General features: G+C 68.7%; 13 protein-coding genes. 6 read left to right on the top strand and 7 right to left on the bottom strand.

Annotated features, from left to right (window positions below; all coding sequences use genetic code 11):
* Positions 1-861 carry a hypothetical protein gene (locus tag ACLJOO_RS11605; protein WP_410786888.1) on the top strand — a complete coding sequence of 287 codons (861 nt, stop codon included), beginning with the start codon at positions 1-3 and terminating at the stop codon, positions 859-861.
* Here the strand turns inward: ACLJOO_RS11605 and ACLJOO_RS11610 are convergent.
* Entirely contained in the window at positions 848-2,212 is a 1,365-nt protein-coding gene (locus ACLJOO_RS11610; protein WP_410786889.1) for a PLP-dependent aminotransferase family protein, read from the bottom strand. The two genes, ACLJOO_RS11605 and ACLJOO_RS11610, sit on opposite strands and share 14 nt — an antisense overlap.
* A gap of 18 nt (positions 2,213-2,230) precedes the next feature.
* On the opposite strand from ACLJOO_RS11610, the gene sigJ reads away from it, so the two are divergent.
* The 3 genes from sigJ to ACLJOO_RS11625 all read left to right on the top strand — a co-directional run bounded on the left by sigJ (position 2,231) and on the right by ACLJOO_RS11625 (position 5,170).
* Entirely contained in the window at positions 2,231-3,175 is a 945-nt protein-coding gene (gene sigJ, locus ACLJOO_RS11615; protein ID WP_410786890.1) for an RNA polymerase sigma factor SigJ, read from the top strand.
* A gap of 82 nt (positions 3,176-3,257) precedes the next feature.
* Entirely contained in the window at positions 3,258-4,433 is a 1,176-nt protein-coding gene (locus ACLJOO_RS11620; RefSeq protein WP_410786891.1) for an NAD(P)/FAD-dependent oxidoreductase, read from the top strand.
* A gap of 53 nt (positions 4,434-4,486) precedes the next feature.
* Positions 4,487-5,170: a pyridoxamine 5'-phosphate oxidase family protein gene (locus ACLJOO_RS11625; RefSeq protein ID WP_410786892.1), complete on the top strand. Its 684-nt coding sequence runs from the start codon at positions 4,487-4,489 to the stop codon at positions 5,168-5,170.
* Here ACLJOO_RS11625 and ACLJOO_RS11630 read toward each other — a convergent pair.
* The 5 genes from ACLJOO_RS11630 to ACLJOO_RS11650 all read right to left on the bottom strand — a co-directional run bounded on the left by ACLJOO_RS11630 (position 5,167) and on the right by ACLJOO_RS11650 (position 8,889).
* Positions 5,167-5,967, bottom strand: coding sequence for an ABC transporter permease (locus ACLJOO_RS11630; protein ID WP_410786893.1), 801 nt, complete (start codon positions 5,965-5,967; stop codon positions 5,167-5,169). The genes ACLJOO_RS11625 and ACLJOO_RS11630 overlap by 4 nt on opposite strands.
* A complete protein-coding gene (locus ACLJOO_RS11635; protein ID WP_410786894.1) occupies positions 5,964-6,908 on the bottom strand; it encodes an ABC transporter ATP-binding protein in 945 nt (314 codons plus the stop codon). The genes ACLJOO_RS11630 and ACLJOO_RS11635 overlap by 4 nt, the downstream gene beginning before the upstream one ends.
* A gap of 133 nt (positions 6,909-7,041) precedes the next feature.
* Positions 7,042-7,566, bottom strand: coding sequence for an EXLDI protein (locus ACLJOO_RS11640; RefSeq protein WP_410786895.1), 525 nt, complete (start codon positions 7,564-7,566; stop codon positions 7,042-7,044).
* Between the two features lie 119 nt (positions 7,567-7,685).
* Complete coding sequence (locus tag ACLJOO_RS11645) at positions 7,686-8,294, bottom strand: hypothetical protein (RefSeq protein ID WP_410786896.1); 609 nt, start codon at positions 8,292-8,294, stop codon at positions 7,686-7,688.
* A gap of 334 nt (positions 8,295-8,628) precedes the next feature.
* Positions 8,629-8,889: a cell division protein CrgA gene (locus tag ACLJOO_RS11650; RefSeq protein WP_410786897.1), complete on the bottom strand. Its 261-nt coding sequence runs from the start codon at positions 8,887-8,889 to the stop codon at positions 8,629-8,631.
* 102 nt (positions 8,890-8,991) lie between these two features.
* Here ACLJOO_RS11650 and ACLJOO_RS11655 point away from each other — a divergent pair, with 102 nt between their 5' ends.
* Both ACLJOO_RS11655 and ACLJOO_RS11660 read left to right on the top strand, forming a co-directional pair.
* On the top strand, positions 8,992-9,762 hold the full coding sequence (locus tag ACLJOO_RS11655; RefSeq protein ID WP_410786898.1) for a DUF881 domain-containing protein: 771 nt from the start codon (positions 8,992-8,994) through the stop codon (positions 9,760-9,762).
* An 8-nt stretch (positions 9,763-9,770) separates the two neighbouring features.
* Positions 9,771-10,388, top strand: a complete 618-nt coding sequence (locus ACLJOO_RS11660; protein ID WP_410786899.1) for an aminodeoxychorismate/anthranilate synthase component II — start codon at positions 9,771-9,773, stop codon at positions 10,386-10,388.
* Between the two features lie 62 nt (positions 10,389-10,450).
* On the opposite strand, the gene pknB is transcribed toward ACLJOO_RS11660, so the two are convergent.
* Positions 10,451-12,301 carry a Stk1 family PASTA domain-containing Ser/Thr kinase gene (gene pknB / locus ACLJOO_RS11665; protein WP_410786900.1) on the bottom strand — a complete coding sequence of 617 codons (1,851 nt, stop codon included), beginning with the start codon at positions 12,299-12,301 and terminating at the stop codon, positions 10,451-10,453.
* Between the last annotated feature and the right edge of the window lie 103 nt (positions 12,302-12,404).

The raw sequence follows: 12,404 nt of genomic DNA on the forward strand, positions 1-12,404 counted from the left end.
ATGAAGAGTTGGGCAGTGCTGCCGGCGGCGGTGGTGTTGCTCGCCGGCGTCGGTGTCGCGCCGGCGAACGCGACCGGCACGACCACCGAGCGAGCGACCGCGACGTGTGACGTCGCTCTGGGTTCCTTCGGGGCGGAGGGTGACCCGACCACTGGGCTCGGTCCGGTTCGGTTGGCTTCGACCTCGACCCAAGTGCCGAACGGGTACGGTCTCGACATCTCCGGTTGGGCGATCTCGGGCGACAAGGCCTACAACTGGTACTACTCACTCACCAACGAGGCCGAAATCGACCCCGGCATGCCGCGCGGCTCCCAGCCGGTCGGCTCCGGCTGGTCGGCGTACAAGGCGCTGGAGGTGTCGCAGTTCGCGGCGAAGGGCGCGACCGCCCGGAGCACGGCGTACGGACTGGCCGGCGACGGGACCCTGCGGCGGTGGAGCTTCGATCTCAACACCCCGTCGAGGTTCAAGGCCACCGGGTCGGCGCCGGGATTCGCATCCGTGAAGTCGATGGCGCTGATCAGCAAGACCGCCACCTACGACACGTTCCTGGCCAACACCCGCGGTGGCGCGCTCTACACCATCCGCATCCCGGCCACCTCGCCGATGAAGCCGATCGTCAGGCCGGTCCGGACCCGCACGTGGCAAGGCTTCGAGAAGCTCGTCGCGACGAAGTGCGGCCAGTACGGCACGTTCCTGGTCGGCATCGACTTCGACACCAGGACGGCTCATCAGTACGCCGTTGGCCACACCAACGGTACGTCCACCGTGATCGTCGGACTCGGCCGCCGCAGCGGCACGTTCCCGCCGCGTGCGTACTTCCGGTGGGCCACCAGTCCCTACGAGGCGCTCAACGGCGACTGAGGATTTCGGTCAGGATTGTCAGGGCTCGGTGCAGGTCGGTCGTCGACGGGGTCGCGTAGCCGATTACGAGCCCTGGCGGTCCTGGCACGGTACGGCGGTACTCGGACAGCGGCGCGATCACGACGCCGGCCTCGCGGGCCGCGGCAGCGATCCGCAGATCGTCGGCGTCGTCGGGAAGCAGCAGCGTGATGTGCAGCCCCGCGTCCTGTCCGACGATCTGACCGTACGGCGACAGCACGGCGCACGTGTGGGTACGACGGTCCGCGTACAGCCGACGTCCGCGACGAACGGCCTGGTCGAGGTACCCGTCGCGGAGCATCGCGAGTGTCGCGGCCTGCATGGGCCAGCCGGGCCAGTCGCCGGCGTCGGCCCGGAACGTGGCAAGCCGATCCACCATCGCCTCGGACGCGACCAGCCAGCCGAGACGGAGCGCGGGACTCAGCGTCTTCGACAACGTCCCGAGATGGACGACTCGCTCCAGGTCCAGCTGGGCGAGGGCGGGCAGCGGCGCGACGTCGTACCGGAACTCGCTGTCGTAGTCGTCCTCGATCAGCAGGCTCCCGGTGCGGCGGGCCCAGCGGACCAGCTCGTTGCGTCGGGCAACGGGCAGCCGGCCGCCGAGCGGGTACTGGTGCGACGGGGTGACGTAGACGGCGGCGGCGTCGGTCAGCGCGCCGACCTGCAGGCCGTCCTCGTCGACCGGGACGTCGACGATCTCGAGCCGGTGGTCGCGGGCGGCGACGACCGCGTTCAGGTACCCGGGGTCCTCGATCGCGATCCGGTCGCCGGGCTGCCGCGTGACCGTGAGCAGAAGCCGCAGTCCGTGGACGGTGCCGTTGGTGACGAGCACGTTCTCCGGGCCGCAGGCGATTCCGCGGACCCGGGCGACGTGGTCCGCGAGGGCTGCCCGCAGGGCGGGGATCCCGGCCGCGTCGTCGTACCCGCCCGGCGGTGACTGGGTGGACACCTCACGCCACGCTCGCCGCCAGCCCGGGTCAGGCGTCGGGGCGATGTACGGGATGCCGGGGCGCAGCGTCAGGAGTTTCGCGTCGGCGTCGGGCCGGTGCTGCGTGCGTCGTCGTACGGCGGGTTGCAACGGCACGACGTCCGTGACGAAGGTGCCGGCGCCGGTGCGCCCCTCGATCCAGCCCTCGGCGTGCAGCTGGTCGTACGCCGCCTGCGTCACGGACCGCGAGACCTCGAGCTCCCGTGCGAGGTCGCGCGTCGACGGCAGCCGATGACCAGCCTGGAGCCGTCCGTCCAGCACCGCCGCGCGGAACTGTTCCGCGAGCTGCAGGTGCAACGGCAGTCCGGCGGCCCGGTCGATCGTCAGCGGCAGCGAACTCTGCACGAGCACTAGGATCGCAGCATGGCCATGACCGCGGAGGACGTGTCTCGGTTCGAGGGGTCCCGGCGTCGGCTCGAGGCCATCGCGTACCGTCTGCTCGGCTCGGCGAGCGAGGCCGAGGACGCCGTACAGGAGACCTTCCTGCGCTGGCAGGCCACGGACATCGCGCGGATCGAGGTCCCCGAGGCCTGGCTGACGAAGGTGCTCACCAACCTCTGTCTCAACCAGCTCTCCTCCGCACGCGCGCGGCGCGAGACGTACGTCGGCCAATGGCTGCCCGAGCCGCTGCTCGACGGCGACCCGATGCTCGGCCCGGCGGACACCGCGGAACAGCGCGAGTCGGTGTCGTACGCCGTACTCACGCTGATGGAGCGCCTGACGCCGAACGAGCGGGCGGTCTACGTACTGCGGGAGGCGTTCGACTACGCGCACCGGGAGATCGCCGAGATCCTCGAGATCAGCGAATCCTCCAGCCAGCAGATCTTCCGCCGCGCGAAGCAGCACCTCGCGGACGGCAAGGCACGCACCGAGGTCGACGAGGCCGTGGCGCGGCGGATCGTGGACGAGTTCCTCGCCGCCGCCACCAGCGGACAGACCGACTCGATCGTCCGGCTGCTCACCTCCGACGCCGTCTCGATCGGCGACGGCGGCGGCAAGGTCCCGGCCCGGACCACCGCGGTCGAGGGCACACTCGCGGTCGCCCGCTTCCTGCGCGGCCTGTTCAAACCGACCGAGGCGAAGCGCCTGTACGTCGGGGGTCGGGCGGAGGTCTACGCCTGGCCGGCCAACAGCGAACCCGCGCTCGTGGTGGTCGTGAACGGCGAGGTCATCGGTGTCATGTGCCTCGAGATCACTGCCGACGGTGTGACCGCCGTCCGCACCCAGGCGAACCCGGACAAGCTGGCGCGCGCGACCGAACTGTTCGCCGCCTCCGATCACGGGGAACCGCTGACGACCATCCTGTGACCTGCTTCACATCGCAGACCTGTCATGAAACGGCGAGCTGCCCGGTTCAAAGGGCGACACCGCATCAGACAGGAGTACGAATATGAAGCACCGCATCGTAGTTCTCGGCGCCGGGTACTCCGGAGCCGTCGCCGCCGGGCGTCTCGCCGCCCGGCTGTACCGCGACGAGGTCAGCATCACGCTCGTGAACGGCGAAGCCGACTTCGTAGAGCGGGTCCGCATGCACGAGGTGGCCACCGGCCGGGACCTCAAGCTGCGTCCGTTCGAGAAGATGTACGCCGGGACAGGCGTCGAACTGAAGCTCGCGAAGGTCACCGGGGTGGACGTCGACCGCAAGACGGTCGCGCTGGACTCGGAGGAGTTGGAGTACGACACCCTCGTGTACGCGCTCGGCAGCCGCTGGAACCCGCAGGGCGTTCCGGGTGTCGCGGAGCACGCGTACGAGATCGCGAGTCGGCCCGGTGCACTTCGGCTGCGTGAGCGCCTGACGTCGCTGACTGCCGGACAGACCGTGACGGTTGTCGGTGGCGGCCTCACGGGCGTCGAGTTCGTGACCGAGCTCGCCGAGTCGCGGCCGGATCTCGACGTGGCGTTCGTCGTCCGCGGCGAGCTGGGCGACTGGCTGTCGCCGAAGGGACGCCGGCACCTCCGGAAGGTCGTCGACCGGCTCGGCATCACCGTGTACGAGAACGCCGCGGTGACGCGGGTCGACGCGGATCAGCTGACGACGGCCCAGGGCGGAGCGATCCCCGCCGCGGTCACGGTGTGGACAGCCGGGTTCGCCGTACACCCGATCGTGGCGGCGACGTCGCTGGAGGTCAGCGACACCGGGCGGATCGTGGTCGACGAGACCATGCGGTCCGTCTCGCACCCGGACGTCTACGCCGTCGGCGACGCGGCGTACGCGATGGGCTCGAAGAGCAAGCCGCTGCGGATGTCCTGCGCCTCGGGCCAGCCGATGGCGTGGCAGGCGGCGGACTCCATCGCAGCCCGGTTGACCGGTGGCAAGCTCTCGCACGCGCCGCTGTTCTACTTCAACCAGTGCATCTCGCTGGGGCGCAAGAACGGGCTGATCCAGTACGTCACCACCGACGACCGCGCGATCAACGCGACCTTGACGGGCCGAGTGGCGGCGGTCTACAAGGAGCTGATCTGCAAGGGCGCCGCCTGGGGCACGGAGAACCCGACGATGGGCCTGCCGACCCGGCGCCGCCACGTGATCAGCCAGCCGGTTCCGCTGCACGAATGGACTAGCTGATTCGAGCCGGAATGGCCCGTGCCACCAGTCCACTCGCAGGCGAACCTAGTGACATGACCACTACGCCGTTGCAGCCGACCGCCCGGACCTCGTTGCGTCGCTCGAAGGAACGCGCCGCCACCGAGCGGCAGGCGCTGTACGACGTACTGCTCGACGGCATGTTCTGCCACCTCGGCGTAGTGGTCGACGGCGATCCGCTCGTGCTGCCGACGGCGTACGGCGTGGACCTGGACCGCGGACCGGACGGGGAGCTGTACCTGCACGGCTCGGTCGCGGCCAGGAGCGTGGTGGCGGCCCCGCAGCAGACCGTGTGCGTCACCATCACGCACACCGACGGCCTGGTGCTGGCCCGGTCCGCGTTCCACCACTCGGTGAACTACCGGTCCGCGGTCATCTTCGGCGTACCGCGGCTGGTCACGGATCCGGACGAGAAGCTGCACGCGCTCAACCGGATCGTCGACCACCTCGTCCCCGGCCGGTCGGCCGCCGTCCGCCCACCGAACCGCAAGGAGCTGGCGAAGACCTCGGTGCTGGCGCTCTCCCTCACCGAGGCCTCGGTGAAGACCCGCTCCGGACCTGCCAACGACGACGAGGAGGACCTCGACCTGCCGTACTGGACAGGCGTGATCCCCCTCCAAGTCGTCGCCGGCGAACCGGAGAACAACCCCGACTGCGACCTGATGGTCCCCGCCCACATCCGCAGCCGTGCGAACATCCTGGGCGCACCGTCGTTCTAGGCCACGGTCCCCTTGTTGTAGCTGGACTGGGCCCAGAAGTACCCGACCACCGCGATCGCCACGCACCAGGCGGCGGCGAGCCAGCCGCTGCTGGCGTCCATCGACGTACCCAGCAGCAGATGGCGCAGGCTGTCGATGATCGGGGTGAACGGCTGGTACTCGGCGAACCAGCGGATGCCGCTCGGCATCGCCTCCAGCGGGATGAACGTGTTGCTCAGGAAGGGCAGCAGCAAGCTGATCGGCAGTACGACGTTGCTCGCGCCTTCCGGCGTCTTACTGGTCAGCCCCAGCGCGATCGCGAACCAGGTCAGGCCGATGGTCAACCCGATCAGCAGCACGGCCGCCAGCAGCCAGTCCCCGACCGACGCGTTCGGGCGGAACCCGATCAGGACGGCGAAGCCGACCACCAGGGTCAGGCTGACGATCGTCACGAGCACGTTGCCGAGCACGTGTCCGGTCAGCACGGCCGGCCGGAAGATCGCCATCGTCCGGAACCGGGCCACGATGCCCTCGGACATGTCCATGCAGACGGCGACCGCGGGCGACATCGTCCCGGACGCGATCGACATCAGCAGGATGCCCGGGGTCAGGAAGTCGATGTAGTCGAACCCACCTGCGCCCCCGCCGAGCCCGGCCGAGAAGGTGTCGCCGAAGACCAGACCGAACAGCAGGATCATGATCACCGGCATCCCGAGGGCGCCGAGCGACAGCCCAGGGTACCGCTGGGCGTGCCGCAGGTTGCGGCGCAGCATGGTGCCGATGTCGGCCATCGGGCGGACGGTTGCGGTGGTGCTCATCGTGCGGTCACCTCTTCGGACTTGGGCTGACCGGTGACGGCGAAGAACACGTCGTCCAGGTCGGGGGTGTGGACAGTCAGTTCGTCGACCTCGAGCGAGGCGTCGTCGATCTTGGCCAGCAGGTCGCGCAGCGCGTGCACGCTGCCGTCGTTCGGCACCTGCAGAACCAGCGCTTCGGGATTCGGCACGGCGGTCGGCAGCACCTGACCGGCGAGCGTGAACTCCTCCGGCGACGTGAACCGCAGCCGGATGTGCCCGCCCGGCGCGAGCCGCTTGAGTTCTTCCGCCGTACCCTGAGCGACCAGTCGGCCGTGGTCGAGGACGGCGATCCGGTCGGCGAGCTGATCGGCCTCCTCCAGGTACTGCGTGGTGAGCAGGACCGTCACGCCGCCGGCAACCAGTTCGCGGATCAACGTCCACATGCGGTGCCGGCTACGCGGGTCGAGACCGGTGGTCGGCTCGTCCAGGAAGATGATCTGCGGGCTTCCGACCAGCGTCATGGCCAGGTCGAGCCGGCGCTTCATGCCGCCGGAGTACGTCGACGCGAGCTTCTTGCCCGCGTCCGCCAGGTCGAACTGTTCGAGCAGTTCGTCCGCCCGGCGGCGGGCCTCCTGCTTGCCGAGGTGGTGCAGATCGGCCATCAGGATGAGGTTCTCGCGGCCGGTCATCAGGCCGTCGACCGCGGAGAACTGGCCGGTGACGCCGATCGCGGCGCGGACCGCCTCGGGCGACTGGTGCAGGTCGTGGCCGGCCACCCGGATCTCGCCGGCGTCAGCGGCGACCAGGGTGGACAGGATCTGCACCGCGGTGGTCTTGCCGGCGCCGTTCGGGCCGAGCAGGGAAAAGATGGTGCCTTCGGCAACGTTCAGGTCGATGCCGTCGAGCACGAGTTTCTCGCCGTAGGACTTGCGCAGTCCGCGGACGTCGATCGCTGCTGACATGAGGGATCCTTGGGTGATTTCGGGCAGGGTGAACCTGACCCGGGGTGGTTGACGGGTCTGCTGGAGGAGGATTCGGGCGTGCCTCACCAGCCGGACGGCCAGCTGTCGGCGTCCGGTGGTGGGGTGGGTTCAGTTAGATGTCGAGATCCTCGACCGCCGGCTGATCGGCGGCCTCCTCGACGAGTTGGTAGAGGTCCTCGGGGATCAGGTCGCGGAGCTCGTCGACCGTGTCCACGACGTGCAGCGTGGCCTCGCCTTGCGCCATGCTCCAGGACTGGTCGCTGCTCCAGTTGCCGACCCAGGAGCGCCACCCGGTCAGGAAGCGCTCGTCGTCGGCGTTCTGCTTGAACTGGCTGCGGCGGTCCGCGTGCAGGACGAACTTGCCGGTCCGGCTGCGGTAGACCTTGAAGGCCTCGTACCCGGAACTGCTCGACCGGCCGCCTTCCGCGAGCAGTACGCCGGAGAACCGCTGCTTGCGGCCGGTGCCCCGGCCCACCCGCACGGTGATCTCCTCGTACCCCTCGAACCGGCCCTCTTCCATCTCGACGTACTTGCGCAGTGCGATCGAGATCGCCGAGGACAGGTTCCCGGCCAGCTCCTGGGCCCGCTTGTACAGCGGCAGGTCGTCGTCGGACACGTAGATCGTCTTGTTCGGCATCGCTTGTCTCCTCCTACGTAGAACTATACGCACACGGGTGCGCACATGTCTACGTATATCCCTACGTAGAAGGAGGCGGCCGCGACGGAAATCCGTCGCAGCCGCCTCGGGTCGGCTGTCTACTTGGGTGAGTACAGCCAGGGGTGCTCGAGGTCGTAGAACGCCGGCGGGCCGGAGGCGAGGCTGTTCATCTCGTCCATTTCCGCCTTCAGTTCGGTCGGCACCTCTTTCCGCTCGCCTTCGCGGGCGTCGGCCTCGGTGGTGAAGTACATCGCCATCGTGTAGTCGCCGTCGTCGTACATGGCGACTTCACTGCCGAGGACCTCGGGCCGGAACGCGGCCCATTCGTCGCGGTGCTGACCCATCAGCTCCCGCGCACGCTCCGGGTTACTGCCGCTGCCCTGCATCACCTGGACGAATCCGGCGGCATCCGGGTCGCCGTGCGTGTCGAGGACCACGTCCTCCGTGTCGTGGAAGGTGGCTCCGTCGCTGAGCAGCGACGAGAACTCGTGCCACCACTTGTCCTGTGCGGGCTTGTCGCTGTTCCGCCGCGCGGCGTCGGCGGAGTCGAAACGAGCCAGCGCGATGAACTTGCCGTCCGCGGTGACACCGGCGGTGGTCCCCAGCCAGCCGGACGCCTCGGGCGCCAGTTCTTCCATCCACCGATCCATCGCCGTGTGTGCCTGCTCGGCGTCGGTGACCTGTCCTTGAATGACCTGAACGAACATCTGAGAGCCCTCCCCGTCTCGTGGATCGTTCACTGGCGATCTCGACGTTACGCCCGGCCGTTCCCGGCGTCGACGGGGTCATTCGTGACGGTTCGCTGACGGCTCGTAGCGCGCGCCCGCACGAGCATCAGCAGGCTCGCGGTCCAGAGGAAGAAGGTCGTGGACAACCGGCCGCTGCCAACATGAACGATGTGGAAACTGCCTCGCTCAAACCTGACTTATCCACAGATTTGAGCGAGTTTCGGTCGCTTTCAGTGGAGAACTATCACTCGACCTGGGGATAACTCACCGGAATCGGTGTGCACAACTGGGGATACGGGTGTGGATAACTCGGTCAGACCCACTGGGTGGAGACGACGAAGCCGACCGCGATCAGGCCCATGCCGATCAGCAGGTTCCAGTTGTTCAGGTCCTTCATCACCGGGACGTCCTGGCCGGCCACGTAGAAGACGACCAGCCAGGCGAGTCCGAGCAGCCAGCACGCCAGCATCAGCGGCGCGACCCACACGCGACTGGTGGTGCGCGGCCTCTTCGGGGTCTTCTCGGCCTTGACCTTCTCGGTCTTCTTCTTGTTGCGACTGCTCGACTCGGGCACGACTGAACTCCTTGTAAGGACGGACGCATAAGCTGACCGCGAGGACCTGGTGCGGGTCCGGTCCGGGTTAGCGTAGTGCAGAGAGCAATATGGAGATCACGGGTGCGTAGGTTGAGGCGGATTTCGCTGTGGCGCGCGGGTGCGCCGCTGGCGCTGCTGTGCGCCGGTCTGCTGTTCGCGACCAGCGCTACCAACGCCCGGGGAACCGACCTCCGGCCCAGCCGTAACACTACGCTCGCGGGCCTCGTCGAGGAACAGAGCCGGCGCAGCGCCAGCCTGGTCCGGCAGCACGCGGCCCTCACCCAGGACATCGAGAAGCTCCAGGCGCAGCAGGGGTCGATCGACCCGGCACTGGCCAAGCAGCTGAAGGACCTGTCCGACGCGGTCGGCACCACGCCGGTCACCGGGCCCGGGCTTACCGTGACGCTGAAGGACGCGCCGTCCGAGGTCGTCAAGGAGAACCCGGACGTCGACGCCGACTGGCTGGTGATCCACCAGCAGGACATCCAGGCGGTGGTGAACGCGCTCTGGGCCGGCGGCGCGGACGCGATCTCGATCCAGAACCACCGGGTCATCTCCACCACCGGGATCAAGTGCGTCGGCAACTCCGTCGTACTGCACGGCGTCCCGTACCTCCCGCCGTACAAGATCACCGCGATCGGGGACCGGCGGAAGTTGCAGAAGGCGCTCGACGACTCGCAGTACATCGAGAACCTGCAGGACTACGTGGTGAAGTTCCAGCTCGGGTACGACGTGAAGAACGAGTCGTCGATCTCGATGCCGGCGTACGAGGGCACCCTGGACCTGCAGAGCGCGACCGTTCCCGGCTTCCCGCGGACTCCGTCGACAAGCCCGACCGTCACCGGGCGATAATGGACCGCATGCCGCGGATCCTCGTCGTCGACAACTACGACTCCTTCGTCTACAACCTGGTGCAGTACCTGCAGCAACTGCAGGCCGACACCACCGTGCTGCGCAACGACGAGGTCACCCCTGACCAGGCCGGTGAGTACGACGGTGTGCTGCTCTCCCCCGGCCCTGGTACGCCGGAAGAGGCCGGCGCCTGCGTCGACATCGTGAAGGAGAAAGGCCGCGACGTCCCGATCTTCGGGGTGTGTCTCGGCCTGCAGGCGATCGGCGTCGCGTACGGCGGGGTCGTCGGCCGCGCGGACGAACTGCTGCACGGCAAGACCAGCCAGGTATTCCACGAGGGCGCCGGCGTACTGTCCGGGCTCCCGTCGCCGTTCACCGCGACCCGGTACCACTCGCTGGCGATCGCGCAGGACAGCGTGCCGGACGAGCTCCAGGTGACCGCGCGGACCGAGGCGGGCGTGATCATGGCCGCCCGGCACCGTGACTTCCCGGTCGAGGGCGTGCAGTTCCACCCGGAGTCGGTGCTGACCGAGGGCGGCCACCGGATGCTCGCGAACTGGCTCGAGATCTGCGGCGACCCGGACGCGGTCGCCCGCTCCGCCGGCCTGGCGCCGGTCGTCAGCTAGTCCGCAGAACTGAAGAACCCCCGGAGCGGCCGCTCCGGGGGTTCTGTCGTCTTAGCCAGGGATCAGCCGCCAGGGATCGTGATGGCCGGTGACGTCGGTGTCGACGACGGCGTCTCGGTCGGAGTGCTCGTCGGCGGCGGCGTCGGCGGCTCCTCCAGCTTGTTCACGGTCAGCGTGATCAGCGAGCCCTTCGGCGCCTTGGTGCCGGCCTTCACGGACTGGTTGAGGACGGTCCCCTCGGCCTGGTTCTGGTCGTTGCCGAACGTCTGCCCGACCCGGAAGCCGGCCTGCTCGAGGGTCAGCTTCGCGTCGTCGAACGTCTGAGTGACGACATTCGGTACGTCGACGTTCGTCTTGCCGCTGGAGACGGTCAGGGTGAACTCCTGACCCGACGGATACTGCCCGTTCGGGTCCGGGCTGACCGCGAGCACGATGCCCTTCTTCTGGTCGCTGTCCTGCTCGATCGTCTTGTCCTTGACCTCGAAGTTCGCGGACGTGCCTTCGAGCGCCTTGCGGGCCGCGGACTCCGACTTGCCGATCACATCCGGCACCGGGAACGCACTTCGCCCGGACGAGAACACCACGGTGACCGTCGAACCCTGCTCGGCCTCGGTCCCCGCTGTAGGGGTCTGCCGGATCGCGGAGCCGCGGCCGACCGTGTCGCTGGTCTCCGACGGCCCCTGCGCGAACTTCAGGCCCTTGTCGGCCAGCAGCGCGGTCGCGGCGGCGACCGACTTGCCGCTGACATCCGGTACGGCGACCTTGGCCGGCGGGGTGGCGGACGTCCCGCCCCCACCGGCCTTGTCGTCCTTGTTCATGTTCGAGAACAGCGCGTACGCGCCGACCGCGACCGCGACGATCGCCAGGCCGAGCAGGAAGTAGGCCAGGCCGCGGTTGCGGCGGGACCGCGCGTCCTGCGCCTCGTCCAGGTCGTCGTCGCCGGGCGGCAACAGGTCGTTCGCCGAGGTCTGGTGGTACTGCTGGGTCGCGGCCGTCGGCGCTACCGCGGTCGGCGCCATCGACCGGGTCTCCGCGACCGCCGCCATCGGCGCGGTCACCTGCTGGCCGGCCAGCACCCGGTGGATGTCGGCGCGCATCTCGGACGCGCTCTGGTACCGCTCCTCGCGGCTCTTCGCCAGCGCCTTCAGGACGACCGCGTCGACCTCCGGCGGGATGTCCGGGTCGAACGAGGACGGCGGCAGCGGCTGCTCCCGGACGTGCTGGTACGCCACCGACACCGGCGACTCACCGACGAACGGCGGCCGGCCGGTGAGCAGTTCGTACAGCAGGCAGCCGGTCGAGTACAGGTCGGAGCGGGCATCCACGGTCTCGCCGCGGGCCTGCTCCGGGGACAGGTACTGCGCGGTGCCGATCACGGCCGCGGTCTGGGTCATCGTGGAGGACGTGTCGGCGACCGCGCGGGCGATACCGAAGTCCATCACCTTGACCTGGCCCTGCGGGGTCAGCATCACGTTCCCGGGCTTGATGTCGCGGTGCACGATGCCGGCCCGGTGGCTGTAGTCGAGCGCCTCGAGGACGCCGGAGGTGATCTCCAGCGCCCGCTCCGGCATGATCTTGCGGCCCTCGCGGATCAGATCGCGCAGCGTCTTACCGGTCACCAGCTCCATCACGATGTACGGAATGGTGACGCCGGAGCCGTTCGGGTCCGGCTCCTCGCCGGTGTCGTACACCGAGACGATCGTCGGGTGGTTCAGCGACGCGGCCGACTGGGCCTCGCGCCGGAACCGCGCCTGGAAGGTCGCGTCGCTGGCCAGGTCGACCCGCAGCCGTTTGATCGCGACCGACCGGCCCAGCCGGTTGTCCACGCCCCTACGCACCTCGGCCATGCCGCCGCGGCCGAGCGGTTCGCCTTCTTCATACCGGCCGCCGACGAGACGTGCCTGCGATGTCATGACCTCAGCCTTCCAACCTGTCCGGAAACACACTCAACTTGCCCACGGTAGCGGCAGCCACACGCGGATCCCCGTTGGAAAGACGCGCTGTCATCGCATCATT

It is taken from the genome of Kribbella sp. C-35 (assembly GCF_046549195.1).
In the GTDB taxonomy this organism is placed as follows: Bacteria; Actinomycetota; Actinomycetes; order Propionibacteriales; family Kribbellaceae; genus Kribbella.